Consider the following 25,094-nt stretch of genomic DNA (forward strand, 5'->3'; position numbering starts at 1 on the left):
ACCTGCTTTTTCAAGCAGATTTATAAAATGGTCGGTGAGAGAGGATAACGCTTATCTGCGATAAGCGCCCTTCGGGCCGTTGCTGCGCAACGTTGTATCGCTACGCTCGGCGCAAACCTCCTTCGGAGGTTCTCATCCTCTTTTCTACAGATGAAAAAAAACCTGCTTTTTCAAGCAGGTTTCTTAAATCTGGTCGGNTCGCTACGCTCGGCGCAAACCTCCTTCGGAGGTTCTCATCCTCTTTTCTACAGATGAAAAAAAACCTGCTTTTTCAAGCAGGTTTCTTAAATCTGGTCGGTGAGAGAGGATTCGAACCTCCGACCCCTTCGTCCCGAACGAAGTGCGCTACCAGGCTGCGCCACTCACCGATGGGGGCGCATGTTACTGCGCCGGTTTGTAAGCGTCAACCGCTTTTTTACCATTTAGCCGCGATCGCCTGAAAAGCAACCTGTCAGTAAAATCCCTCGCCGCTCAGTCAGTTCCGACACTTTACAGCGCGCTGGCACCTGAAGAAGCTGGCGCCTGGCACCAGTTGTTCGCCGCTTTAATGCCGCCATTCGGAGAGGTGTAGCCCAGACAGCCCAGAATAGTATCGAACAGCTCAACATGACGATGCGTCTTACCGATGCGCTGCTGCGCCTGCAAACGCTCGAAATTAGCGCGGTTATTGGCATCGGCCAGATACTTGTCCGAGGCCCACACCATCATCGGCACGCGGAACTGCTCCGGCGGCGCCATCTCACGCGGCGTACCGTGCAGATGCGTATTTTCGCTAATCGACTCGCCGTGGTCAGCGGCATAAAAGACAATCGCCTTCTTGTCGCGCAGCTGATCAAGCACGCTGTCCAGCATGCTATCCACGTAAAGGATCGAATTATCGTAAGCGTTAATCAGCTGCGCCTTGCTGCAGGTCTCATCGACGCCCATACACTCCGGCTGATAGCGGGCGAAACTGCGCGGATAGCGCTGCGAATAGAGATAGTGCGAGCCTTTGGTATGCAATACTACCAGATGCTTCCCGTGCGGATAACGATCCAGCGACGCCTTAAGCTCCGGCACCAGCAGCATATCGTCAACGGACTTGCCAGCGTTACGCGGCTCTGAGCCAATCTGCTCGCGGAAGGCGAAATTATCCACTTCCGCATTATCGTAAAACCACACCTCGCTCTGCATGGCGAACAGCTCGGACGAAAAGCCCAGCTCCTTCATCACGGCAAAAATATTCTTTTCTTTAAGCGTGCGTCCCGGACTGTCCTCCGTGCCGCCCTCACGCACAAACATACAGCGCAGCGACAGCTTAGTGGAGGTATCGCACGACTCGCCGCGAAACGCCACCAGGTTCTTCTCTTTGGAAAGCTTCGGCGTAGTGTCGCGATCGTAGCCCAGCATACCCATATGATCCCAGCGCGTAGTCTCGCCAATGACGAACACCACATAGGTATCGTCGATGCCCGGCGGCGCAACATAAGTAAACTTCTTCGCCGGGTCGAGCAGCTCCTGACTGTCCAGCGTCTCATCGATATGCGTCCAGGCGAACAGCCCTAACGCGGCCAGCCAGTTCGACGGCAGATAAGAGTGGGCAACCACGCCGCCGTAGCTCGGCAGATCGATATTGGTAATCTCTTCGTTAGTTTTTTGCAGCTTGTCGAAATAACGGATCGGCAGCCATACCAGCGCGACACACAATAGCATCACCAGCATCGGCTTCAGGCGCTGTCCCGGCGTACGCAGCTGCTCGATCAGCGTCTGGCTGAGATTGTTACGCCAGATCATCAGCAGCGGCAGCGCGCTGACGGCAACCATCCATACCACAAAGTGCAGGCCGACCACCTCTTTCGACAGATCAACATCGGTCGTCATGACCGATGCCACGATGCCGTAGCCAATCATTACGTTAAAAAAGGCCATGTAATAGGCGGCGGCAACGGAAATCACCACCAGCAACGTAGCCAGTACGCGATAGAAGCGCTTTCCGCCCAGCGACAGCAGACGCATCAGGAAAAAAGTGAGCACGACGATAGCCATCACTTCAGTCACAGCTGTCAGCCAGTTTGTTACGGTGGATTTGGTCAGAAAGCCGTCAAAGCGACGATAAAAGATCGGCAAATTAAGCAGAATGCCGATGTATAACGCCAGCAGCAACGAGAGCTTTTGCTGGGTTATGGTTTTTATGTAATTCATCTTAAAGGGTTTTCCCTGGAGTGGAGCATGATGTTGAACGCTATTGTGACTACCGGAACGCGGAAGAGTTCGCTTGCTTAGCGCAGAGACATGACGATTTCCTGGGGAACAGGAAGAATCTGAACGGGATCGGACGACTCTTTCACGAGGCCGCACAGTAGAACATAAATTAACCAGTCAGGCCAGAACAGAGGATGAGGCAGGCAGGGAAAATGCGAAGAGAGGCAAAAAAGGGGCCTGCAGAGGGGCCCCTGTCACTCAGCGAATAATATTCAGCGTCACGTCGATGTTATTGCGCGTGGCGTTAGAGTACGGACAAACGATATGCGCGGCGTCAACCAGCTTCTGCGCTTCCGCCTCGTCCATCTCCGGCAGGTGGATATTCAGTTTTACTTCGATACCGAAACCGTCTGGAATCGGACCGATTCCGACTTCGCCTTCGATCCAGGCATCTTTCGGCATCGCGATTTTATCGCGGCCTGCCACGAACTTCATCGCGCCGAGGAAACAAGCGGAGTAACCGGCAGCGAACAGCTGCTCCGGGTTAGTGACTTCACCGCCTGCGCCGCCCATCTCTTTCGGCACGCCCAGCTTCACGTCCAGCACGCCGTCAGAAGAGGTTGCACGACCATCACGGCCGCCGGTGGCTTTGGCTTTTGCGGTATAAACAACTTTCTCTAAAGACATAACTTCCTCTCTGTATTAAACGATTTAATCGTACGCGATTAATAAAAGTGTAGCAGGTGTTTCGACGGGCGCGAACGCCCGGTAAATCTTTAGCGCGACTGGTTAAGGTTGTCGCGCAGCAAATCGAGTCCGTTTTTCAGCGCCATCAGCGTGTCGTTATCACAGGCGGTCGCGCACTGGACCGCCTCTGGAATAGCGCTCGCCTGGCTTTGCAGCGCGCGGCCCTGCTCTGTCAGCGTGACCACTACCTGACGTTCATCCTGACGCGAACGCTGACGGTTAATCAACCCTGCGCTTTCCAGACGCTTCAGCAAAGGCGTCAGCGTGGCGGAGTCAAGAAACAGCTGCTCGCCGATTTCAGACACGGTGAGATCGTCCTGCGCCCAAAGCACCATCATTACCAGATATTGCGGATAGGTAATGTCGAGCTGCGACAGCAGTTGTCGATAGACTTTATTCATCGCCAGGTTGGCGGAATAGAGCGCGAAGCAGAGCTGTTGATTGACCAACAGTGGCGACGCGTTCACTTTTTTGTCATTTTGGTTACTGTTCATGTCAATGAATATAGATAGCGTGCTAGATAATTGCAAGCAACTTTTTACCAGGAGGGCATGTGCATGATGGAATCTCTGGAAGAGCAGGCGCGACGCTATGCGACACGCGCGCACGCGGCAGCCGGTCAACGGCGTAAATATACCAACGAACCCTATATCGTTCATCCCGCCGCCGTTGTGGAACTGGTGCGCAGCGTCAGCGCAGACGACGAACTACTGGCGACGGCCTGGCTGCACGATACGGTAGAAGATACAGAGACCACTCTTGCCGATATTGAATCACACTTTGGTTCGCGCGTCGCGCAGCTGGTTGAAATGCTTACCGACAGCGCTCAGCCGCAGGCGAAAAACCGCGCCGCGCGCAAGCTGGCGCATTTTCGTCATACCGCCGACGCCTCGCCCGAGGCGCAAACCGTCAAGCTGGCCGATATTATCGATAATACGCGCGCTATCGTACGTTTCGATCCCCATTTTGCGCGGGTTTATCTGGTGGAAAAACGCGTTCAGATCGCCCTGTTGAAGCAGGGCGACGCGCAGTTATGGCGGCAGGCCAGCGCCATTATCGAACAGGGAATCGCGCAGCTTGGTCAGCCGCCCTACAGCGTGCCGGAGAGCTGGTTCGTTAAACAGACGGCGAAATACCGCAGCCTGAGCTAAAAAAAACCCGCCGCTGGCGGGTTCTCTTTTTTCTTCTTTTTAGTCCAGTAACTGCCGTCCAAGATAGGGATTGGCATGCAGCAATTTCATCAGTTTCTGCGCCGTCGCGGAGGGGCGTGTACGGCGCGCTTCCCAGCTTTTGACTGAGGAGACGCTAACGCCCATCACTTTGGCAAATTCATCTACTTTCATACCGGTTAATTCACGCAGGCGTTGCGGCTCTGGCATAGCGGGCTGAAGCTGAATTTCAGTTGTGGCAGGTGTTGCATCACGTGTCAGTACAATCTGCTCAAGGCTGCTGAGCAATTCAAAAACGGGATCTTTTACTTCCATAGAGAACTCCTTAAAACTCACTATGAATCACGTGAAAGTAGAGGTAAAAACCAAATGGTTTACACACCGATCTTCGCAGGCTGTATCCCGCAAGAGTTTATGGTTATTGTTAGTGAAACCCTTACGGGACACAGCCTGATTCGCACCGCCTGAGAAACATGTCAGAGCAATGCATCATCTCGCCGGGATTCTAAGTATGGATAGAGACCTGACGATTTGCTGCGTGAATATTGATTATTTTTTTAGCCAAACCTGTTCTTTTTGCTATAAGCAAAACAAGCCCTTGATCACAAAAGGCAAACCCGTCGCGCCTCGCTTAAAAAAAGCGCAAAAAATGCAAAAAATGCACAACGTTTACACTGCTACTGTACCCTATTCTGTCTAAAAAGCAGGCAAAATTCGCGCCAGAATGCAAAGCCTGTGATTTTTTCTTATTTCACCTCTTCACCCGCTTGCGACAGGTTAGATGTTGCACCACCTCAGCGCATCGTTATGGCGCAGCTGCACTCTGCTAAGGAATGAGACATGCATTCTGAGTTCGATTTTCACGCCAGCTACGCGTCGCATCGCGTTCCTGTTATGGGCCGCAATGCCGTCGCCACGTCTCAGCCGCTGGCGTCACAGGCTGGTCTGCGTATGTTGCTGCAGGGAGGAAACGCGGTAGACGCGGCGATTGCCACCGCCATGGCGCTGACGGTGCTGGAACCGACCGGCAACGGCGCAGGAAGCGACGCCTTCGCTATCATCTGGGACGGCAGCCAGCTGCATGGTCTGAACGCCTCGGGACGCGCCCCGGCAGCCTGGCATCCTGAACGTTTTGTCGGCCGCGACCGCATGCCTGAAATCGGCTGGGAAGCCGTGACCGTGCCGGGCGCGGTGTCGGCATGGGTCGCGCTGGCGGAGCGTTTCGGCACGCTGCCGCTGACTACGCTGGCGCAGCCCGCTATCGACTACGCGCGGAATGGCTTTCCCGTCTCGCCGCTCATTGCCGAGCTGTGGCAGCGCGGCTTCGATAAGCTTCAGCATCAGCCCGGCTTCAGCACCTGCTTTGCCCCTGGCGGCTGCCCGCCGGGCGTCGGCGAACTGTTCCGCAACCCGGCGCTGGCCGATACGCTGCAAAAGATCGCTGAAAGCAATGGAGAGAGCTTTTATCGCGGTGAGCTGGCGGAAAAAATCGCTGCCTTCGCTCGTCAGCACAACGCTGCGCTGACGCTGGAGGATCTCGACAGGCATCGCGCCACCTGGGTAAATGTGCTGTCGCAGCCGTTTGCCGGCGGCTCGGTGCAGGAGCTGCCGCCTAATGGCCAGGGGATCGCCACGCTGATTGCGCTGGGCATTCTTGAGCAGCTTGATATCGGCCGCTACCCGCCCGACTCCGTTCCCTGGCTGCATCTCTCAATTGAAGCGATGAAGCTGGCGCTAGTGGATCTGGAGCGTTACGTCAGCGACGAAGATCATCTGGAGTTTCCAGCGCAGCGGCTGCTCAGCGAGGGCTATTTGCGCCAGCGCGCGGCACTGATTGATCCTGAACGCGCAGGCGACTTCACCTTCGGCGCGCCGCAGCAGAGCGGCACCGTTTACCTCAGCACGGCCGACGCCAGCGGCATGATGGTCTCTTTTATTCAGTCGAACTTTATGGGCTTTGGGTCTGGCGTAGTCGTGCCTGAAACCGGCATCAGTTTGCAGAATCGCGGAGCGGGCTTTTCGCTTGATCCTGCGCATCCCAACGTCGTGGCGGGTGGCAAGCGCCCTTTCCATACTATTATCCCGGCTTTCGCACTCGACGCGCAGGGCGCGCCGCTGATGTCGTTTGGCGTTATGGGCGGTCCGATGCAGGCGCAGGGCCACCTGCAGCTGGCGCTGCGCATTATGCTGCATAAACAGAACCCGCAGGCGGCAATCGACGCGCCGCGCTGGCGTGTGGTGCAGGGTCGTCACGTCGTGTTTGAATCCTCGCTCGAGCGCAATACGCTGGCGGCGCTGCGGCGGCTGGGCCATCAGGTGACGCTGGAAGATCCGCTGCAAGGATACAATTTCGGCGGCGCGCAGGCGATTGTGCGCGACCCGCAGGGGTTCTATATCGCGGCGACGGAGAGCAGAAAGGATGGTCAGGCGGTGGTATTTTAAGCGTTAACGGGGCAGCGCGCGGCCGCCCCGCAAGATAAGAGAAATTACGCAGCGATAACCGGTCGTACGCCCAGCGTATGGCAAATGGCGTAGCTCATCTCCGCACGGTTCAGGGTATAGAAGTGGAAGTCCTTCACCCCTTCGCGCGACAGAATTTTCACCATGTCCATGGCGATATTCGCGCCGACCATTTTGCGCGTCTCCGCATCATCATCCAGCCCGTCGAACATCGCGTTCATCCAGCCTGGGACGCGCACGTTGGTCATCGTGGCGAAGCGCGTCAGCTGTTTGAAGTTTGATACCGGCAAAATGCCCGGCACGATCTCTACGTCAATGCCGGTGGCGACGCAGCGGTCGCGGAAGCGCAGGTAGCTCTCTACGTCAAAAAAGAACTGCGTAATCGCGCGGTTAGCACCCGCATCGATTTTACGTTTCAGGTTGATGAGATCGGCCTGCGCGCTTTTCGCTTCAGGATGCACTTCCGGGTAGGCGGCCACAGAAATATCAAAGTCGCCCACCTCTTTCAGCAGGGAAACCAGATCGCAGGCATACATATCCGGTTTACCGCCGCCTGCAGGCAAATCGCCGCGCAGCGCCACGATATGGCGAATGCCGCTGTTCCAGTAATCTTCCGCAATGGCGCGCAGCTCTGCGCGCGTGGCGTCGATACAGGTCAGATGCGGCGCAGCTTCCAGTCCGGTGCGATCTTTAATGCCTTTAATAATGCTGTGGGTGCGGTCGCGTTCGCCGGAGTTCGCGCCGTAGGTGACGGAGACAAATTTCGGCTTCAGGCTGCTTAAACGATCGATGGAGTGCCACAGGGTTTCTTCCATTTCGCTGGTACGGGGCGGAAAAAACTCGAATGAGACATTAATTTGCCCGTTCAGCTCTGCCAGGCTCTGATTCAGCGCTTCGCGCTGGTTGGCATGAAAGAAACTCATCCTGCTTACCTCATCAAAAACGTCGGGTTAATTTGCTGCCTGCGAACATCCATACGTTTAGACGTCCAGATGCACAAAATGAACGAATCTCATGAAGGCGTCAACAAAAAAGTGCTAACGAGGTGTGACAAATATTCAAACAAGGTGAGGGAAATTCATACAGAAAAGAGAAGAGTCTTTGACAGTCAGCGCCTTATCGCAGGCAGCGGGGTCTGACCGCGACGTTACAGCAGGTTATTTAACGCGACGCATCTCGCGCATTCCTTTACGCGAGACGCGTTGTTACGATCGTCACCTGCTCTCAGACGACGCAAGGCATTCTGAAGCCGTTACAGCAGCTGAGCGAGTCGGTGAAGATCGGACTGAATGGCGCCAGCCGTAACGTCCCGCCCTGCGCCAGGGCCGCGGATCACCAGCGGATTGTCGCGATACCAGCGGCTTTCAATCGCAAAGACGTTATCGCACGGCAACAGCGCCGCCAGCGGATGTTCCGGGCGCACCGCTTCAACGCCGACGCGCGCTTTGCCGCTGGCATCGAAACGCGCCACGTAGCGCAGCACCAGACCCATCTCCTGCGCAGCCTCCAGACGCTGTAGCATCTGCTCGTTAAGCGCTTCGCCATGCTCGAAGAAGTCGTCGATCGATCCCGCTTCACAACCCGCAGGCACCAGCGACTCGACGCGCACCTGATCCGGCTCGATGTTGTAGCCCGCCTCGCGCGCCAGGATCACCAGTTTGCGCTTCACGTCCTGACCCGACAGGTCCACGCGCGGATCGGGTTCGGTTAACCCCTGCTGCCACGCCTGGTCCACCAGTTCGGTAAAGGGCACCGTGCCGTCGAACTGCAGGAACAGCCAGGAGAGCGTGCCGGAGAAGATGCCGCTGATAGCTAAAATAGTGTCGCCGCTGTCGCGCAGATCGCGCACCGTGTAGTTAACAGGCAACCCTGCGCCGACCGTGGCGTTATAGAGCCAGTGCCGACCGGTTTTGGTAAAGGCGTCACGGATCTGCCGCCAGGTCTGGCTGTCGGACGCGCCTGCAACCTTATTCGCGCTGATAACGTGGAAGCCATGGCTGGCGAAGTCGAGATACTGCTGCGCCAGCGGCGTGCTGGCGGTGACGTCGAGCACCACCAGATCGTCGAACGGATGCGCGCGCATCCACAGGAACAGCGACTCTTCGTCGCGCGCTTCCGCTTCGTCATCGAAGAAAGCGAGCGCGCGGCTGGCGTCGAGCCCTTCATAGCTCAGCAGGCTGCGCTGGCTGTCCGCCACGCCCGCCAGCACATACTCAAAGCCGGTGCGCGCCGAGAGCGCTTCCTGCTCGCGCGCAAACAGTTCCAGCCAGCGTGAGCCGATGTTGCCTTTGCCAAACAGCATCAGGCCGATACGCTTTTCCGCGCGGAACAGCGACTGATGCAGTCCCTGAATCAGCGACTGCGTCGGGCCGACGCGCAGCACCGCCACCAGGCTGATGTGATCTTCTGACTGCCAGACGAACTCGACCGGCTGATCCTGAATCTCCTGCCAGAAGCGGTGGCTGTGCAACGGATTGCGCGTAACGCCCGCGCCGACCAGCGCCACCAGCGCCAGCCCTTCGCGTAGCTGCAGATGCGCAGGCAGCCCCGCATCCTGCAGCAGCTGAAACACGCTGTTAACCACTTCGGCGGTATAGCAAAGCTGCAGCAGCTGACGATCCGGATGTACGCCGGTCGCCAGCGGACGCAGCTGCGCGCGCTTGAGGTGTAGCTCTACCTCTTTGTGCAGCGCCGCGAAATCGTGTTGATCCGGTACCTGAACATCAATCAGGCAGACATCGTCATGGCTGGTGACAATGCGCGCGCCGGTGCCGGAAGCCAGCACGCGCTCGATACGCGTCGAGCCCTGCTCCGGCTGGTAGCTGCAGCGCAGCTGAAGATCGATATCGCTGCCGGAGACCGGCTGCAGCGTACGCGTATGCAGCACCGGCGCGGCGAGACGCGCCAGCTCGCTGGCTTCGTCGAGGCGCAGCAGCGGCAGCAGACAGGCGTCGGAGACTTTGCGCGGATCGGCGCTGTAAACCCCGGCGACGTCGCTCCAGATCGTGACGCGGCTGACGCCCGCCAGCGCGCCGATCTGCGTGGCGGAGTAGTCAGAACCGTTACGCCCCAGCAGGACGGTTTCGCCCGCGTCGTTGCGGCTGATAAAGCCGGTTACCACGATACGCTGGTGCGGATGTTGCGCCAGCAGCGTTTGCAGCAGCGGCCAGGATTTGCCTTCATCCACCTGCGGCTGCGCGGCGCGCTCCGCACGCAGGAAGTCGCGCGCGTCCAGCCAGCAGGCATCGATATCGCGCTGGCTCAGCACGGCCGCCATCAGACGCGCCGACCACACTTCGCCGTGTCCAACCACTTCAGCATAGACCGCATCCGTCATCACGCCGTCCAGCAGCGCGGCGAGTTTTTCCAGATCGCGGATAAAGCTCGCAACCAACGGTTCAGCATATTCAGCAGGCAACAGTCCGGCGATCAGCTCGCTGTGATAACGCCGTAAAGCCTGTTGCACCTGATGCGCGGCAAGGCGATCGCTCTGGCTGAGCTTCAGCCAGCTAATCAGCTGGTTGGTCGTCGAGCCTGCCGCTGAGACCACCATTAAATCGCCTGGCTGGCTGTAATCCGCCATGATGCTGGCGACGCGCTGGTAACAGCGCGCATCGGCCAGGCTACTGCCGCCAAACTTGTGCAGTTGCTTAATACTCGGCGTTGCCGCGCCGGCTGAAATCGTCATTTTTAACCCTCGGATGCCGTCCGGAATGCATTATCCAGATCGGCGATTAAATCTTCATGATCCTCAATGCCCACAGAGACGCGCAGCAAAGTTTCGGAAATGCCTGCCGCCGCGCGCGCTTCCGCCGACATGCCGGCGTGCGTCATGGTCGCGGTGTGGGAAATCAGGCTTTCTACGCCGCCCAGCGATTCCGCCAGCGTAAACAGCTGCAGCGCCTTCAGGAAGCGACGCAGCAGCGCTTCGTCACCGTCCAGTTCAAAACTCAGCATCGCGCCGAAGCCGCGCTGTTGACGCGCCGCGTATTCGTGTCCGGCGTTTTCCGGCAGAGAAGGATGATACAGCTTTTTCACCAGCGGCTGCTGTTGCAGATAGCTCACAATTGCCAGCGCGTTGCGTTGCGCCGCCGCCATACGCGGCGCCAGCGTGCGCAGACCGCGCAGCAGCAAATAGCTGTCGAAGGCCGCGCCGGTAACGCCGATATTGTTCGCCCACCAGGCCAGCTCGGTCACCAGCGCCGGATCTTTGGCAATCACCGCGCCCGCCACCACGTCGGAGTGGCCATTCAGGTATTTGGTACAGGAGTGGATCACCAGGTCCGCGCCCAGCGCCAGCGGATTTTGCAGCGCCGGACTCAGGAAGGTATTGTCGACCACGCTGACGACTCCCGCAGCGCGCGCCGCCTCGCAGATAGCGGCGATATCCACCACGCGCAGCAGCGGATTGCTCGGGCTCTCCACCAGCACCAGCTTTGGTTTTTCCGCCAGCGCTGCATCCAGCGCCGCGCGGTTGCCCTGATCGACGAACTTCACGCGATAAGCACCGCGCTTCGCCAGGCTGTCGAACAGGCGATAGCTGCCACCATAGCAGTCGTGCGGAGCGATCAGCAGATCGCCAGGCTTCAGGAACACCGTCGTCACCAGATGAATCGCCGACATGCCGGTATTGGTCAGCACCGCGCCCGCTCCGCCCTCCAGCTCCGCCAGCGCGCGCTGCACCACATCGCGCGTCGGGTTGCCGCGACGCGAGTAGTCATGCGCGCGCGGCTCGTTGAAATCAAGGAAGTTATAGGTGCTGGAGAGATGAATCGGCGGGACAACGCAGCCATATTGCTCGTCATCATTCAAACCGCTGCGGACTGCGATGGTTGCCTGTTTACGCGTCATGGTGCTTTTGTTCCTGAAAAGAGTAATAGAGAGGCATCAGGATAACATTCCACAATTGGACGTCAATACATCTGGACATCTAAATGTCTTTGCGTATAGATTGAGCAGAATGCTATAAACCGCTAAAATTACCCCTCATTGCCTGCGTTTTGCGTCCGTTTTTGCGGCCAGGATGAAGAAACCCCGCAGTTCAAGAGGTCAGGCACGGTAAAATCGGGCATAATCCACGGATTTCCCCACTTTTAACTTTTATTGATTAAGGTAACCCATGGCTGAATGGAACGGCGAATATATCAGCCCTTACGCTGAACACGGTAAGAAGAGTGAGCAGGTCAAGAAGATCACAGTTTCTATCCCGTTGAGCGTGCTGAAAATTTTAACGGATGAGCGTACCCGTCGTCAGGTAAATAATCTGCGTCACGCCACAAACAGCGAACTGCTGTGCGAAGCCTTTTTACACGCCTTTACCGGACAACCGTTGCCGGACGACGTTGATTTGCGCAAAGAGCGCAGCGATGAGATCCCGGAAGAAGCGAAAAAGATCATGCGCGAGATGGGCATTGATCCCGATACCTGGGAATACTGATTCGCCAGATATAAAAAAACCCAGCCAAGGCTGGGTTTTTTCTTGCCGTCGAACCCGAAAGGTTCGAATGCCGTTTAATCTTATTTTTTCGCGCCTGGCACGCTGAAACGCTTGTTAAAGCGGTCAACACGGCCACCAGTTGCAACTTCACGCTGCTTACCGGTGTAGAACGGGTGGCATTTACCACATACGTCCAGGTTCATGTCGTGAGCCATAGTAGAGCGAGTGTGAATCACGTTACCGCAGGTGCAGGTGATGGTCACAGCTTCGTATTTCGGGTGAATACCTTGTTTCATGGGAGAACCTCATAAAAGGCCGTGTCGCTCTCCGTGCCAGGCTAAAACCTGCACAGCACCACACGCGGTTGAACATTAATGTTTAGGCTCTGGCGAGAGCTTTCTCACCAAAGGCGGCATACTATACAGAAAATAACCGCTTTTAGCAAATCTTCTGCAAGATACCCGCTGGTCGCGCCAGCGTGTACACTAGGCATCCCGCTATGAATCGTTGAACCGGAAAGAGATCGCTATGCCCGTCGTTCAGGTTGCCCTGCCCGTTCCGCTACCTCGTCTGTTTGACTATCTGCCGCCGCACGGCACGCAGCCGGTGATGGGCGGGCGCGTCAGCGTGCCGTTCGGCAACCGTAAAATGGTCGGCATTGTGGTGGGCTTTCGCGAACAGAGCGACCTGCCGGAAGCGCAGCTCAAACGCGTCGCCGAGGTGCTGGACAGTGAATCGCTCTATCCCCCTTCACTATGGCGTCTGCTTAACTGGGCGGCGGGTTACTATCACTCGCCCGTCGGCGAGGTGCTGAGCCATGCGCTGCCGGTGCTGCTGCGCCAGGGAAAACCCGCACAGGAGGCGCCGCTGTGGCAATGGGTTATCACTGAACAGGGCCAGGCGACCGCGCCGGAAAGCCTGAAGCGCGCGCCGAAACAGCAGCAGGCACTGGCGGCGCTGCGTAATCAGCCGCTTTATCGTCATCAGGTCGCCGAACAGGATCTCACCGAAACGGCCTTCCAGGCGCTGCGCGCTAAAGGATTGTGCGATCTGCGCGAACACCAGCCGCAGCGGCTGGACTGGCGCGAGCGCTATGCGGTGAAAGGCGAGCGTCTGCGCCTCAATACCGATCAGGCGATGGCGGTCGGCGCGATCCGCAGCGAAGATGAGCACTATGCCGCCTGGCTGCTGGCCGGGATCACCGGCTCCGGTAAAACCGAAGTCTATCTCAGCGTGCTGGAGAATGTGCTGGCGCGCGGCAAGCAGGCGCTGGTGCTGGTGCCGGAGATCGGCCTGACGCCACAGACCATCGCCCGCTTCCGCGAACGCTTCGACGCCCCCGTCGACGTGCTGCACTCCGCCCTGAACGACAGCGAGCGACTCGCCGTCTGGCTGCGCGCGCGCCAGGGCGAAAACGCCATTATCATCGGTACGCGGTCGGCGCTCTTTACCCCGCTGGCGCGTCCGGGCGTGATCATTATTGATGAGGAGCATGACAGCTTCTATAAACAGCAGGAAGGCTGGCGCTATCAGGCGCGCGACCTGGCGGTGTTCCGCGCGCGCGAAGAGAATATCCCGATTGTGATGGGTTCGGCGACGCCTGCGCTGGAGACGCTGCACAACGTGCGCAGCGGCAAATACCGTCAGCTCGACCTTACGAAACGCGCCGGAAACGCGAAACCGGCGCTGCAGCAGCTGGTGGATCTCAAAGGCCAGCAGCTTATCGGCGGCCTGGCGCCCGCGCTGATTGGCAAAATGCGCCAGCATCTGCAGGCGGGCAATCAGGTATTGCTGTTTCTTAACCGCCGCGGCTATTCCCCCGCGCTGCTCTGCCATGACTGCGGCTGGATTGCGGAGTGCCAGCGCTGCGAGCGTTATTACACTCTGCATCAGCAGCAGCGCCAGCTGCGCTGCCACCACTGCGACAGCCAGCGCCCGCTGCCCAATCAGTGTCCGCAGTGTGGCTCGACGCATCTGCTGCCGGTCGGCGTCGGCACGGAGCAGCTGGAGCAGCAGCTCGGCACGCTGTTTCCCGGCGTGCCGGTATCGCGCATCGACCGCGACACCACCAGCCGCAAGGGCGCGCTGGAGCAACATCTGGCCGATGTCCATCGCGGCGGCGCGCGCATTCTGGTGGGCACGCAGATGCTGGCGAAAGGCCACCATTTCCCGGACGTAACGCTGGTCTCGCTGCTGGACGTGGATGGCGCGCTTTTTTCCGCCGATTTCCGCGCCGCAGAACGCTTCGCGCAGCTCTATACACAGGTCGCTGGCCGCGCCGGTCGCGCCGGCAAACAGGGCGAAGTGTTGTTACAAACCCACCATCCTGAACATCCGCTGCTGCAGTCGCTCTTGCATCAGGGCTATTTCGCTTTTGCCCAGCAGGCGCTGCTGGAGCGCCAGTCGGTGATGCTGCCGCCCTGGACCAGCCATGCGCTGTTTCGCGCCGAGGATCACGATAACCAGCAGGCCGCCGAATTTCTGCAGCAGTTGCGCAATCTGCTGGACGCCAGCCCGTTGAAGGATAACGCCATGTGGCTGATGGGCCCGGTGCCGGCTTTGCAGCCAAAGCGCGGAGGACGCTGGCGCTGGCAGTTGCTGGTGCAGCATGCCTCGCGTAAGCGCCTGCAACAGCTGCTCGACGGCTCGCTGCCGCTGATCGCGACGCTGCCCGCCGCACGTAAAGTCAAATGGACACTCGATATCGATCCCACCGAGAGCTAAGCCTGCGAGCCAGATCGAAAAAAGTCGCACAAGTCACAATTTTTATGCAAATTAAGTAACAACCCAGCCGCGCAATCGTTAACAATGTGCGCGGCGTGGCTTTTTTCGGCCACAACTATCCTTTAAATGCGTCAGGAGTAGAGTGTTGGAGCAGAATCCTCAAGCGTCCGCCGCCACCATGAAAGATGTGGCCGAGAAGGCGGGCGTTTCAACCGCAACCGTCTCGCGCGCGCTGATGAATCCTGAAAAAGTCTCGGCGGCGACGCGACAAAAAGTCGAACAGGCGGTGATAGCCGTCGGTTATGCGTCGCACGGGCTGGCGCGCAACGCTCGCCGCGGCGAGACGCAGACGATTCTGGTGATTGTGCCTGACATCTGCGATCCCTTCTTTAGCGAAATCATTCGCGGCGTCGAAGTGACGGCGGCGCAGGAGGGTTATCTGGTGCTGATTGGCGACTGCGCGCACCAGAACCAGCAGGAGAAGACCTTTCTGGATCTGCTGCTGACGCGCCAGATCGACGGTATGGTGCTGCTCGGCTCGCGGATCCCGTTCGATCCCGTTAACGAGGAGCAGCGCAATCTGCCGCCGATGGTAATGGCAAACGAGTTCGCCCCGGAGATGGCGCTACCCACCGTGCATATCGACAACCTGACGGCCGCTTTTGAGGCGGTCAATCATCTGCTGCAGCTGGGCCATCGCCAGATCGCCTGCATCGCCGGGCCGGAAGAGATGCCGCTGTGCCAGTACCGCACCCAGGGCTATATTCAGGCGCTGCGCCGCAGCAATCTGACCGTCGACCCCACTTATATTGTCCGCGGCGACTTCAGCTTTGAAGCGGGCGCGCAGGCGCTGAAACAGCTGATGGCCCTCCCGCAACCGCCGCGCGCGCTGTTCTGCCACAGCGATATGATGGCGCTCGGCGCGATGAATCAGGCGAAGCGCCTTGGACTGCGCGTGCCGCAGGATCTGTCGATCGTCGGTTTCGATGATATTGAGCTTTCGCGCTACTGCGAGCCGCCGCTGACCACCGTGACGCAGCCGCGCTATCAGATTGGGCGCGAGGCGATGCTGCTGCTGCTGGATGAGCTGCAGGGCAAGCGCGTGAATAACGGTTCGCGTCTGCTGGACGCCGAACTCACCGTGCGCGGCAGCACGGCACCTGAGAAGAAGCGCGAGAAATAGCCGCACTTTTCAGTTATTTTCAGTAGATTCTTAAGGCGAACACTGCTGGTCAAAGTTCCAACCCTTGAGTAACATGGCGGACTCCTTGCCGGGCGGTCTTTCAAGGCGTTTTCGCCCCGTTGGCACGATTTTTTGAAGGGTATCAGAACGAGAGTGGCACAGAGAGATTACGTAAGCCGCGGGCGTTCAACAGGGACGCGTCGCAAAAAAAGCAACACCAGCCGTGGAAAGAAAAGCAAAGGCGGTTCAGGTGTTTCCAAACTCATGGTGGGGCTGGCCGTCGCGGTGCTGGTGACCTTTGCCGGTGGTTTATGGTTCCTTGCGCATCATAAAAAAGAAGATGTGCCAGTGATCCCGGATCATAAAGCCAACGGCAACGGTCTGCCGCCGAAGCCTGAAGAGCGCTGGAAATATATTAAAGAGCTGGAGAATCGTCAGGTCACGGTGCCGACGCCGACTGAGCCGTCGGCAGGCGGCGAGATCCAGTCGCACACGCAGCTTACCGACGAGCAGCGCCAGCTGCTGGAGCAGATGCAGGCGGATATGCGTCAGTCGCCGACGCAGCTGAATGAAGTGCCGTGGAATGAACAGACCCCGGCGCAGCGGCAGCAGACACTGCAACGCCAGCAGCAGCTTCAGATGCAGTCGCGCCAGCAGCAGACGCAGCAAACTACGCAGCAGAGCCAGCCGACGCGTCAGCCACAAACCACGCAGCAGAGCCAGCCGGCGCATCAGCCGCAGACCACGCATCAGACACAGCAGCCGAGCGCGCGCCCAACGCCGCAACCGCGTCAGACGCAGACGCAGCAGCCCGCTCCCGTCACGCGCGAGCCTGCGCAGGAGACGGCGAAGAAAGCGGCGGAAAAACCCGCCTCTTCGCAGCGCTGGATGGTGCAGTGCGGCTCGTTCAAAGGCACCGATCAGGCGGAATCGGTTCGCGCCGGTCTGGCGTTTGAAGGGTTCGAAAGCCGCATCACTACCGGCGGCGGCTGGAACCGCGTGGTGATAGGTCCCTTTAAAGATCGCAGCAGCGCCGACAGCACGCTGAAGCGGCTGCGCGGCAACGGCCATTCAAACTGTATTCCGCTCGCGGTCGGGGGTTGAAACCCGCCAAACCCGCCCCATATCTGGTTGCATGATGCGCCGCGCCTTGCCGCGCGGCGCTTTTTTTCTACTGCAACAAGGGGTCTGCCCGTGACAACAATAGTAAGCGTACGACGCAACGGACGAGTCGTGATCGGCGGTGATGGCCAGGCAACTCTCGGCAATACCGTTATGAAAGGCAACGTTAAAAAAGTGCGTCGTCTTTACAACGATAAAGTAATTGCCGGTTTCGCTGGCGGCACTGCAGATGCCTTCACGCTCTTTGAACTCTTCGAACGTAAACTGGAAATGCATCAGGGTCACCTGGTGAAAGCTGCCGTTGAGCTGGCGAAAGACTGGCGTACCGATCGTATGCTGCGTCGCCTTGAAGCGCTGCTGGCGGTTGCCGATGAAAACGCCTCGCTGATCATCAGCGGCAACGGCGACGTTATCCAGCCAGAAAATGATCTGATCGCCATTGGTTCCGGTGGCCCCTTCGCTCAGGCGGCAGCGCGTGCGCTGCTGGAGAATACCGAGCTGAGCGCGCATGATATCGTCGCGAAATCGTTAGATATCGCGGGCGACATCTGCATCTACACCAACCACAATGTTAACTTCGAAGAACTGCCGGCCAGGGCGTAAGGATTAAACATGTCTGAGATGACTCCCCGCGAAATCGTCAGCGAACTGAATCGCTTTATTATCGGCCAGGACGGCGCAAAACGTGCAGTTGCTATCGCGCTGCGCAACCGCTGGCGTCGTATGCAGCTCGACGAAGAGCTGCGCCATGAAGTGACGCCGAAAAATATCCTGATGATCGGCCCGACCGGCGTCGGTAAAACCGAAATTGCCCGTCGCCTGGCTAAACTCGCCAACGCGCCTTTCATTAAAGTAGAAGCCACGAAATTCACCGAAGTCGGCTACGTCGGTAAAGAGGTGGACTCCATTATTCGCGACCTGACCGACGCCGCGGTAAAAATGGTGCGCAGTCAGGCGATTGAAAAGAACAAATACCGTGCCGAAGAGATGGCAGAAGAGCGCATTCTCGACGTGCTGATCCCGCCGGCCAAGAACAACTGGGGCCAGCCGGAGCAGAGCAGCGAGCCTTCAGCTGCGCGCCAGTCGTTCCGCAAAAAGCTGCGCGAAGGCCAGCTGGACGACAAAGAGATTGAGATTGACCTTGCGGCCGCTCCGGCCGGCGTCGAGATCATGGCACCTCCTGGCATGGAGGAGATGACCAACCAGCTTCAGTCGATGTTCCAGAATCTGGGCGGCCAGAAGCAGAAGCCGCGTAAGCTGAAAATCAAAGACGCGATGAAGCTGCTTATCGAAGAGGAAGCGGCGAAGCTGGTTAATCCGGAAGAGCTGAAGCAGGACGCCATCGAGGCGGTAGAGCAGCACGGTATCGTGTTTATCGACGAGATCGACAAAATCTGTAAGCGCGGCCAGTCATCCGGCCCGGACGTGTCTCGCGAAGGTGTACAGCGCGATCTGCTGCCGCTGGTGGAGGGTTGCACCGTTTCGACCAAACACGGCATGGTGAAAACCGATCACATTCTGTTTATCGCATCAGGCGCGTTCCAGGTCGCCAGCCCGTCGGATCTGATCCCGGAACTGCAGGGCCGTCTGCCGATCCGCGTTGAGCTGCAGGCGCTGACCGTGAACGACTTCGAGCGCATCCTTACCGAGCCGAACGCCTCTGTGACCGTGCAGTACAAAGCGCTGATGGGTACCGAAGGCGTTAACGTCGAGTTCACCGATGACGGCATTCGTCGCATCGCCGAAGCGGCATGGCAGGTAAACGAAACGACCGAAAATATCGGCGCGCGTCGTCTGCATACTGTGCTGGAGCGTCTGATGGAAGATATCTCCTATGACGCCAGCGATCGCCATGGCGACTCCATCACCATCGATGCAGAGTATGTCAGCAAGCACCTGGATGAGCTGGTAGCGGACGAAGATCTCAGCCGCTTTATCCTGTAATTCCGTTTTTCAATGCGCTTGCGCAAAGCCCGGCCACTGCGCCGGGCTTTTATTTTCTGCATGCTGCTGATGCAGCGCCTTTTTTTCCGCTGATGATTTTGCCAACAATCCGCAACTGGCGGTATACTTACCGCTCCTGTGGCAAACAGATGAACCCATCATGAAATACGATACCTCTGAACTCTGCGACATCTATCATGAAGAAGTGAACGTTGTTGAACCACTTTTTTCAAACTTTGGTGGCCGCACCTCATTTGGTGGTCAGATAACCACAGTGAAATGTTTTGAAGACAACGGCCTGCTCTACGACTTGCTGGAAGAGAACGGTCGGGGCCGCGTGCTGGTGATTGACGGCGGCGGTTCGGTGCGACGCGCGCTGGTCGATGCGCAGCTGGCTCGCCTGGCGGTTGAAAATGAATGGGAAGGGCTGGTGGTTTACGGCTCCGTGCGTCAGGTAGACGACCTGGAGGAGCTGGAGATCGGCATTCAGGCGATTGCCGCTGTTCCGGCGGGTGCGGCGGGCGAAGGCATCGGGGAAAGCGATGTGCGCGTTAACTTCGGCGGCGTCACCTTCTTCTCCGGCGACCATCTCTATGCCGACAATACCGGCATTATCCTTTCTGAAGATCCGCTCGATATCGAGTAGCGTCAAAAACGAAAACGGGAGCGCGTCGCTCCCGTTTTTCATTCTACTGAGGCGCTTACACCTCTTCCATTTTTCCCAGCAGTGCACGCAGGCGATCCTGCCACAGATGCTGCTCTTCCTTTAGCTGCTGATTTTCACGCACCAGCGAGTCCTGATTGCCCGCGGCCTGTTGCGCTTCGTTTCTCAGCGCGTTGTTCTGCTCTTTCAGCTCTTCGATTTCCATCTGCAGCAGGGTGATGGTATCAATCGCCTGCTGTACTTTCGCTTCCAGTTTCTCGAATACTTCAAATGACATCTTTCTGACCTCTCCTAAATTCTCGCAGGGCGTTGATGATGCCAGCCTTAGCGCGTGACGCCCTGTATCAGCCAGGCCAGCAACAATGTTTCCGATTGTATGTAGCCTGCCAGCGCAAGTCCAGCGACGTGGGCGTTGCGAGCGCAGTCTGTAACATTTTTCGGCTTATGCCTGGAGCCTGACCTCCAGACGCGAGCCTGGCGAAAAACGAAGCGGCTAAAGAGATGAAATGATGTTTCATGAAAGTCAAAAGGCGCGAAAACGCGCATTTTTTTGACTCAGCACACAGATTTAGATTTCGCTATTTCTCGTTTATGCTCGTTAACGATAAATTCACATCAGCCCTACAAGAGAGCTGGGTGGCTCATGGATTGAGAACAAAAACTGATAAAATTTAACCTCGCTTCAGGAATACCATTATGAGTCAGACAACGAACACACTGAAAGGGCAGTGCATCGCCGAATTTATCGGTACCGGCTTAATTATCTTTTTTGGCGCAGGCTGCGTGGCCGCGTTGAAAGTTGCTGGTGCCGCTTTCGGACAATGGGAAATCTGCATTGTCTGGGGACTCGCCGTCTCCATGGCCGTCTATCTTACCGCCGGCGTATCTGGCGCCCATCTTAACCCTGCCGTCACGGTGGCGCTTTGTCTGTTCGCCAACTTTGAAGGACGTAAGGTGGTGCCCTATATTCTGGCGCAGGTTGCAGGTGCATTCTGCGCAGCCGCGCTGGTTTACGGCCTTTATTACAATCTGTTTTTCGATTACGAGCAAAGCCACCAGATGGTGCGCGGCACGGTTCAGAGCCTGGATCTCGCCGGTATCTTCTCAACCTACCCTAACCCGCATATCAGCGTGGGACAGGCGTTCCTGGTTGAAATGGTGATTACGGCGGTATTAATGGCAGTCATCATGGCGCTGACAGACGATGGCAACGGCGTACCTCGCGGTCCGCTGGCGCCACTGTTAATCGGTCTGCTGGTAGCCGTTATCGGCGGTTCCATGGGCCCGCTGACCGGCTTCGCCCTTAACCCGGCGCGTGATTTCGGACCCAAGCTGTTCGCCTTCTTCGCAGGTTGGGGTAACGTTGCCTTCACGGGCGGTAAAGATATCCCCTACTTCCTGGTACCGATCTTTGGCCCGTTAGTGGGAGCCTGTCTGGGCGCCTTCGCCTATCGCGCACTGATTGGTCGCCATCTGCCGGGCGCAGTAGTGGCCAGCAGCAAAACAGAAAAACCGGTCGCACGCGCTGAGCAGCGTAAAGCGTAAGTTTCACCTTTTCATCGGGAATGCATTATGACGACGACTACTGATAAAAAATATATTGTTGCGCTCGACCAGGGCACCACCAGCTCACGCGCCGTCGTGCTGGATCATGACGCCAATATCGTTGCGGTATCGCAGCGTGAATTTACCCAGATCTATCCTAAAGCCGGCTGGGTTGAACATGACCCGATGGATATCTGGGCATCCCAAAGCTCTACGCTGGTAGAGGTGCTGGCGCACGCCGACATCCGTTCTGATGAGATCGCCGCAATCGGCATCACTAACCAGCGTGAAACCGCCATCGTCTGGGACAAAGAGACCGGCAAGCCGATCTATAACGCTATCGTATGGCAGGATCCGCGCACCGCGGACTACTGCAATAAGCTGAAAAAAGAGGGTCTGGAAGAGTATATCCAGCACACCACGGGTCTGGTGATTAACCCCTACTTCTCCGGCACCAAGGTTAAATGGATCCTCGACCATGTAGAAGGCGCGCGTGAACGCGCGAAGCGCGGCGAGCTGCTGTTCGGCACCGTGGATACCTGGCTGGTGTGGAAAATGACCCAGGGCCGCGTGCATATTACCGATCACACTAACGCCTCACGTACCATGATGTACAACATTCACAAGCTGGAATGGGATCAGCGTATGCTGGAGATCCTCGACATTCCGCGTGAAATACTGCCGGAAGTGAAAGGCTCTTCAGAAGTTTACGGCCAGACCAACATCGGCGGTAAAGGCGGTACGCGTATTCCTATCGCTGGTATCGCAGGCGACCAGCAGGCGGCGCTCTACGGCCAGCTCTGCGTTCAACCGGGCATGGCGAAAAACACCTACGGCACCGGCTGCTTTATGCTGATGAACACCGGCACCGAAGCGGTAACGTCATCGCACGGTCTGCTGACCACCATCGCCTGCGGCCCGCGCGGCGAAGTGAACTATGCGCTGGAAGGCGCCGTGTTTATCGGCGGCGCCTCTATTCAGTGGCTGCGTGACGAGATGAAACTGATCAGCGACTCCACCGATTCTGAATACTTCGCTCTTAAGGTTAAAGATACCAACGGCGTCTATATGGTGCCCGCCTTTACCGGTCTGGGCGCGCCTTACTGGGATCCCTATGCACGCGGCGCGATTTTCGGTCTGACGCGCGGCGCGAATGCTAACCACATTATTCGCGCCACGCTGGAGTCTATCGCCTATCAGACGCGCGACGTGCTGGAAGCGATGCAGAACGACGCCAATACACGCCTGCAGTCGCTGCGCGTGGATGGCGGCGCGGTAGCGAACAACTTCCTGATGCAGTTCCAGTCCGACATTCTCGGCACGCGCGTTGAGCGTCCGGAAGTGCGCGAAGTCACCGCGCTGGGCGCCGCCTATCTGGCGGGTCTGGCAGTAGGCTTCTGGGGCGACCTGGAAGAGGTCCGCGCCAAAGCCGTGATCGAACGCGAATTCCGCCCAAGCATCGAGACCACCGAGCGCAACTTCCGTTACGCCGGCTGGAGAAAAGCTGTGGCTCGCGCGCAGGCGTGGGAAGAACACGACGAGTAATGCACCGTCCCGCGTCCTTACGCGGGATGTTTTACTCGCTGACCACGGCCTTTCGCCGACCCGCTCTCTGAGCGATCTGCGCCCGCGACCCTGTCGCGGGCTTTTTTTTGCCCTTCCCCGCTATGCTACACTGCCCTTTTTCATCAGGTGCAGGCCATGAAACGAGAACTTGCCATAGAATTTTCCCGCGTGACCGAAGCGGCAGCCTTAGCTGGCTATCGCTGGCTGGGCCGCGGCGACAAAAACAGCGCCGACGGCGCCGCTGTCCATGCTATGCGACACGTCCTGAACACCATCGATATCGACGGCCAGATTGTGATCGGCGAAGGTGAAATCGATGAAGCGCCAATGCTCTATATCGGTGAAAAGGTCGGCAGCGGTCGCGGCGACGCGGTAGATATCGCAGTAGACCCGATCGAAGGCACGCGAATGACTGCGATGGGCCAGGCCAACGCACTGGCGGTGCTGGCGGTCGGCGACAAAGGCAGTTTTCTGCACGCGCCGGATATGTATATGGAAAAGCTGATTGTCGGCCCGGCGGCGCGTGGTCATATCGATCTCAACCTGCCGCTGGAGACCAATCTGCGTAATATCGCGACGGCGCTGGATAAACCACTGGCGCAGCTGACGGTTTCTATTCTGGCGAAACCGCGCCACGACGCGATCATCGCGCAGCTACAACAGCTTGGCGTACGCGTGTTTGCGTTCCCGGACGGCGACGTGGCGGCCTCTATTCTCACCTGTATGCCTGACAGTGAAGTCGACGTGCTCTACGGCATCGGCGGTGCGCCGGAGGGCGTGGTATCAGCGGCGGTGATACGCGCGCTGGATGGCGATATGCAGGGCCGCCTGCTGCCACGTCATCAGGTCAAAGGCGAGAGCGAAGAGAATCGCCGCATCGGCGAGCAGGAGCTGGCGCGCTGCGACGAGATGGGAATTAAGGCGGGCGAGGTGTTACCGCTGGCGCGTATGGCGCGCAACGATAACGTTATCTTCGCCGCCACCGGCATTACCAGCGGCGACCTGCTGAAAGGTATTACGCGTCAGGGCAATATCGCCACCAGCGAAACGCTGCTGATTCGCGGTAAATCGCGTACTATCCGCCGCATCCAGTCGATCCACTATCTGGATCGCAAAGACGCGGCGCTGCACCCTTTTATCCTGTAACCGTGCCGCTTTGACTCTCCGGCTGCCGCGACAGCGGCAGCCAGCAGAGCAGCATCACCAGCGCGGTAGCGAACATCAGCATACCCAGGCTGAACTGGTCGCGCTGCGGCAGCAGCGCGGACGCCCACGCCACCACGCCCGAGCCCAGATTCTGCAAACCGCCAATCAGCGCGCCAGCGCTGCCAGCCAGCCATGCGTAGGGCTCCATCGCGCCTGAGGTCGCCAGCGGAAACAGCATGCCCGCGCCGAAGAAGAAGAGCGCAGCGGGCACCAGCAGCGTCCAGATATTCATTACGCCGAACCACGCCGGGATCCACATCAGCGCTCCGGCCAGCAGACAGCTGTTGACGCCGATCCACATCAGGCTGTGCCATGAACGCGCCTCGCGTCCGGCAAACCACGCGCCGAAAAAGGCGGCGGGAATAGGCAGAATAAACAGAATACTGACGGTGAACGCATCCAGTCCAAGCACCCCGCCCAGCAGCACGCCACAGCTCGCTTCGAATACCGCAATCCCCGCCAGCGCGCCGATGAGCAGCAGAATAAAGCGCACGAAGCTGGCGTCGCTCAGCAGACGCTGGTAGCGGCGGAAAAAGGGCGTTACGTCGCCGCCTTGCGGCCGCGTTTCCGGCAGCCAGCGCGCCATCGCGCCCGTTACCGTGACGCAGAGCAGCAGTAAAAAGGCGAAACAGGCGTGCCAGCCGAACAGCTTCGTCAGCAGCGCGCCGATGACCGGCGCGAGCAGCGGGCTGACCAGCAGCCCCATATTGAGCAGGCTGTTAGCCTGACGCAGCGCAACGCCCGCATAGAGGTCGCGCGGCATGGTGCGCGCCATAACGCCTGCCACGCCGGTGCCCAGTCCCTGGATGGCGCTGCCCAGTACCAGCACGTTCAGCGACGGCGCCAGCATAGAAGTCACGGCACCGATCATAAAGATCGTCATTCCAGCGAGGATCACCGGACGGCGTCCGATGCTGTCGGAAAGCGGGCCATAGATCAGCTGCGATCCGCCATAGGTCATCAGATAGGCCGCCATGACGCGCTGCATTGTGCCGTTATGCACGTTAAGCGCGTCCGCCATGTCAGCCATCGCCGGTACATAGATAGTTTGCGCCATCTGCCCAACCGCCAGCATTAAAATCAACATCAGCAGCAGCGGCCGATTTTCCATCTTCTTCATCGACATCTCGGTCTGGGAAATAAGGT

At 58.2% G+C, this 25,094-nt stretch carries 22 protein-coding genes, 1 tRNA gene and 1 other RNA gene; 12 read left to right on the forward strand and 12 right to left on the reverse strand.

Features of this window, described 5'->3' with window-relative positions:
- Positions 1-28: 28 nt before the first annotated feature.
- The 5 genes from D7S44_RS20390 to D7S44_RS20410 form a co-directional block, all read right to left on the reverse strand.
- Positions 29-157: non-coding RNA, RtT sRNA (locus D7S44_RS20390), on the reverse strand.
- A gap of 134 nt (positions 158-291) precedes the next feature.
- A tRNA-Pro gene (locus tag D7S44_RS20395) sits at positions 292-368 on the reverse strand.
- A gap of 121 nt (positions 369-489) precedes the next feature.
- Positions 490-2,181, reverse strand: a complete 1,692-nt coding sequence (gene eptB, locus D7S44_RS20400) for a kdo(2)-lipid A phosphoethanolamine 7''-transferase (RefSeq protein WP_120458008.1) — start codon at positions 2,179-2,181, stop codon at positions 490-492.
- Between the two features lie 258 nt (positions 2,182-2,439).
- Complete coding sequence (locus D7S44_RS20405; RefSeq protein ID WP_120458010.1) at positions 2,440-2,868, reverse strand: organic hydroperoxide resistance protein; 429 nt, start codon at positions 2,866-2,868, stop codon at positions 2,440-2,442.
- A gap of 89 nt (positions 2,869-2,957) precedes the next feature.
- On the reverse strand, positions 2,958-3,422 hold the full coding sequence (locus tag D7S44_RS20410; RefSeq protein WP_120458012.1) for a MarR family winged helix-turn-helix transcriptional regulator: 465 nt from the start codon (positions 3,420-3,422) through the stop codon (positions 2,958-2,960).
- Between the two features lie 63 nt (positions 3,423-3,485).
- Between D7S44_RS20410 and D7S44_RS20415 the strand changes: the two genes are divergently transcribed.
- Complete coding sequence (locus D7S44_RS20415) at positions 3,486-4,079, forward strand: HD domain-containing protein (RefSeq protein ID WP_120458013.1); 594 nt, start codon at positions 3,486-3,488, stop codon at positions 4,077-4,079.
- 39 nt (positions 4,080-4,118) lie between these two features.
- On the opposite strand, the gene D7S44_RS20420 is transcribed toward D7S44_RS20415, so the two are convergent.
- Positions 4,119-4,412 (reverse strand): HTH-type transcriptional regulator, encoded by a 294-nt coding sequence (locus tag D7S44_RS20420; protein ID WP_033754453.1) that lies wholly within the window; start codon positions 4,410-4,412, stop codon positions 4,119-4,121.
- A 525-nt stretch (positions 4,413-4,937) separates the two neighbouring features.
- Between D7S44_RS20420 and D7S44_RS20425 the strand changes: the two genes are divergently transcribed.
- The gene (locus D7S44_RS20425; RefSeq protein WP_120458015.1) at positions 4,938-6,539 is read left to right on the forward strand and encodes a gamma-glutamyltransferase family protein; all 1,602 of its coding nucleotides are present in this window, start codon (positions 4,938-4,940) and stop codon (positions 6,537-6,539) included.
- A 44-nt stretch (positions 6,540-6,583) separates the two neighbouring features.
- Here D7S44_RS20425 and metF read toward each other — a convergent pair whose 3' ends face one another.
- The 3 genes from metF to metB all read right to left on the reverse strand — a co-directional run bounded on the left by metF (position 6,584) and on the right by metB (position 11,408).
- Entirely contained in the window at positions 6,584-7,480 is an 897-nt protein-coding gene (metF, locus tag D7S44_RS20430; RefSeq protein ID WP_120458017.1) for a methylenetetrahydrofolate reductase, read from the reverse strand.
- Positions 7,481-7,809: 329 nt separating this feature from the next.
- The gene (locus D7S44_RS20435; RefSeq protein ID WP_120458019.1) at positions 7,810-10,245 is read right to left on the reverse strand and encodes a bifunctional aspartate kinase/homoserine dehydrogenase II; all 2,436 of its coding nucleotides are present in this window, start codon (positions 10,243-10,245) and stop codon (positions 7,810-7,812) included.
- Positions 10,246-10,247: 2 nt separating this feature from the next.
- The gene (metB, locus tag D7S44_RS20440) at positions 10,248-11,408 is read right to left on the reverse strand and encodes a cystathionine gamma-synthase (protein ID WP_120458021.1); all 1,161 of its coding nucleotides are present in this window, start codon (positions 11,406-11,408) and stop codon (positions 10,248-10,250) included.
- 268 nt (positions 11,409-11,676) lie between these two features.
- On the opposite strand from metB, the gene metJ reads away from it, so the two are divergent.
- Complete coding sequence (metJ, locus tag D7S44_RS20445; RefSeq protein WP_081137884.1) at positions 11,677-11,994, forward strand: met regulon transcriptional regulator MetJ; 318 nt, start codon at positions 11,677-11,679, stop codon at positions 11,992-11,994.
- Positions 11,995-12,074: 80 nt separating this feature from the next.
- Here metJ and rpmE read toward each other — a convergent pair whose 3' ends face one another.
- Positions 12,075-12,290 (reverse strand): 50S ribosomal protein L31, encoded by a 216-nt coding sequence (gene rpmE / locus D7S44_RS20450; RefSeq protein ID WP_033754439.1) that lies wholly within the window; start codon positions 12,288-12,290, stop codon positions 12,075-12,077.
- Positions 12,291-12,522: 232 nt separating this feature from the next.
- On the opposite strand from rpmE, the gene priA reads away from it, so the two are divergent.
- The 6 genes from priA (at position 12,523) to rraA (ending at position 19,613) form a co-directional block, all read left to right on the forward strand.
- Positions 12,523-14,718: a primosomal protein N' gene (gene priA, locus D7S44_RS20455; protein ID WP_120458023.1), complete on the forward strand. Its 2,196-nt coding sequence runs from the start codon at positions 12,523-12,525 to the stop codon at positions 14,716-14,718.
- A 145-nt stretch (positions 14,719-14,863) separates the two neighbouring features.
- A complete protein-coding gene (gene cytR, locus D7S44_RS20460) occupies positions 14,864-15,901 on the forward strand; it encodes a DNA-binding transcriptional regulator CytR (protein WP_120458025.1) in 1,038 nt (345 codons plus the stop codon).
- Between the two features lie 153 nt (positions 15,902-16,054).
- Positions 16,055-17,005 carry a cell division protein FtsN gene (gene ftsN / locus D7S44_RS20465; protein ID WP_120458027.1) on the forward strand — a complete coding sequence of 317 codons (951 nt, stop codon included), beginning with the start codon at positions 16,055-16,057 and terminating at the stop codon, positions 17,003-17,005.
- 90 nt (positions 17,006-17,095) lie between these two features.
- Entirely contained in the window at positions 17,096-17,626 is a 531-nt protein-coding gene (gene hslV / locus D7S44_RS20470; RefSeq protein ID WP_120458028.1) for an ATP-dependent protease subunit HslV, read from the forward strand.
- Positions 17,627-17,635: 9 nt separating this feature from the next.
- Entirely contained in the window at positions 17,636-18,967 is a 1,332-nt protein-coding gene (hslU, locus tag D7S44_RS20475; RefSeq protein WP_120458030.1) for an ATP-dependent protease ATPase subunit HslU, read from the forward strand.
- 160 nt (positions 18,968-19,127) lie between these two features.
- Positions 19,128-19,613: a ribonuclease E activity regulator RraA gene (gene rraA, locus D7S44_RS20480; RefSeq protein ID WP_120458032.1), complete on the forward strand. Its 486-nt coding sequence runs from the start codon at positions 19,128-19,130 to the stop codon at positions 19,611-19,613.
- A 55-nt stretch (positions 19,614-19,668) separates the two neighbouring features.
- Here rraA and zapB read toward each other — a convergent pair whose 3' ends face one another.
- Positions 19,669-19,908, reverse strand: a complete 240-nt coding sequence (zapB, locus tag D7S44_RS20485; protein WP_120458034.1) for a cell division protein ZapB — start codon at positions 19,906-19,908, stop codon at positions 19,669-19,671.
- A gap of 419 nt (positions 19,909-20,327) precedes the next feature.
- Between zapB and D7S44_RS20490 the strand changes: the two genes are divergently transcribed.
- From D7S44_RS20490 to glpX, 3 genes are all read left to right on the forward strand, one after another.
- The gene (locus D7S44_RS20490) at positions 20,328-21,176 is read left to right on the forward strand and encodes an MIP/aquaporin family protein (RefSeq protein WP_120458036.1); all 849 of its coding nucleotides are present in this window, start codon (positions 20,328-20,330) and stop codon (positions 21,174-21,176) included.
- Positions 21,177-21,203: 27 nt separating this feature from the next.
- Positions 21,204-22,721, forward strand: a complete 1,518-nt coding sequence (glpK, locus tag D7S44_RS20495) for a glycerol kinase GlpK (protein ID WP_120458038.1) — start codon at positions 21,204-21,206, stop codon at positions 22,719-22,721.
- A gap of 156 nt (positions 22,722-22,877) precedes the next feature.
- The gene (gene glpX, locus D7S44_RS20500; protein WP_120458040.1) at positions 22,878-23,888 is read left to right on the forward strand and encodes a class II fructose-bisphosphatase; all 1,011 of its coding nucleotides are present in this window, start codon (positions 22,878-22,880) and stop codon (positions 23,886-23,888) included.
- On the opposite strand, the gene emrD is transcribed toward glpX, so the two are convergent.
- Entirely contained in the window at positions 23,878-25,068 is a 1,191-nt protein-coding gene (emrD, locus tag D7S44_RS20505; protein ID WP_167456982.1) for a multidrug efflux MFS transporter EmrD, read from the reverse strand. The genes glpX and emrD overlap by 11 nt on opposite strands.
- Positions 25,069-25,094 lie beyond the last annotated feature (26 nt).

Source organism: Pantoea piersonii (assembly GCF_003612015.1).
GTDB lineage: Bacteria > Pseudomonadota > Gammaproteobacteria > Enterobacterales > Enterobacteriaceae > Pantoea > Pantoea piersonii.

Bases quoted from the DNA above. Each gene is read 5' to 3' on its own strand.
- eptB (WP_120458008.1), bottom strand. From the start codon at position 2,181: ATGAATTACATAAAAACCATAACCCAGCAAAAGCTCTCGTTGCTGCTG.
- D7S44_RS20405 (WP_120458010.1), bottom strand. From the start codon at position 2,868: ATGTCTTTAGAGAAAGTTGTTTATACCGCAAAAGCCAAAGCCACCGGC.
- D7S44_RS20410 (WP_120458012.1), bottom strand. From the start codon at position 3,422: ATGAACAGTAACCAAAATGACAAAAAAGTGAACGCGTCGCCACTGTTG.
- D7S44_RS20415 (WP_120458013.1), top strand. From the start codon at position 3,486: ATGATGGAATCTCTGGAAGAGCAGGCGCGACGCTATGCGACACGCGCG.
- D7S44_RS20420 (WP_033754453.1), bottom strand. From the start codon at position 4,412: ATGGAAGTAAAAGATCCCGTTTTTGAATTGCTCAGCAGCCTTGAGCAG.
- D7S44_RS20425 (WP_120458015.1), top strand. From the start codon at position 4,938: ATGCATTCTGAGTTCGATTTTCACGCCAGCTACGCGTCGCATCGCGTT.
- metF (WP_120458017.1), bottom strand. From the start codon at position 7,480: ATGAGTTTCTTTCATGCCAACCAGCGCGAAGCGCTGAATCAGAGCCTG.
- D7S44_RS20435 (WP_120458019.1), bottom strand. From the start codon at position 10,245: ATGACGATTTCAGCCGGCGCGGCAACGCCGAGTATTAAGCAACTGCAC.
- metB (WP_120458021.1), bottom strand. From the start codon at position 11,408: ATGACGCGTAAACAGGCAACCATCGCAGTCCGCAGCGGTTTGAATGAT.
- metJ (WP_081137884.1), top strand. From the start codon at position 11,677: ATGGCTGAATGGAACGGCGAATATATCAGCCCTTACGCTGAACACGGT.
- rpmE (WP_033754439.1), bottom strand. From the start codon at position 12,290: ATGAAACAAGGTATTCACCCGAAATACGAAGCTGTGACCATCACCTGC.
- priA (WP_120458023.1), top strand. From the start codon at position 12,523: ATGCCCGTCGTTCAGGTTGCCCTGCCCGTTCCGCTACCTCGTCTGTTT.
- hslU (WP_120458030.1), top strand. From the start codon at position 17,636: ATGTCTGAGATGACTCCCCGCGAAATCGTCAGCGAACTGAATCGCTTT.
- rraA (WP_120458032.1), top strand. From the start codon at position 19,128: ATGAAATACGATACCTCTGAACTCTGCGACATCTATCATGAAGAAGTG.
- zapB (WP_120458034.1), bottom strand. From the start codon at position 19,908: ATGTCATTTGAAGTATTCGAGAAACTGGAAGCGAAAGTACAGCAGGCG.
- D7S44_RS20490 (WP_120458036.1), top strand. From the start codon at position 20,328: ATGAGTCAGACAACGAACACACTGAAAGGGCAGTGCATCGCCGAATTT.
- glpK (WP_120458038.1), top strand. From the start codon at position 21,204: ATGACGACGACTACTGATAAAAAATATATTGTTGCGCTCGACCAGGGC.
- glpX (WP_120458040.1), top strand. From the start codon at position 22,878: ATGAAACGAGAACTTGCCATAGAATTTTCCCGCGTGACCGAAGCGGCA.
- emrD (WP_167456982.1), bottom strand. From the start codon at position 25,068: ATGAAGAAGATGGAAAATCGGCCGCTGCTGCTGATGTTGATTTTAATG.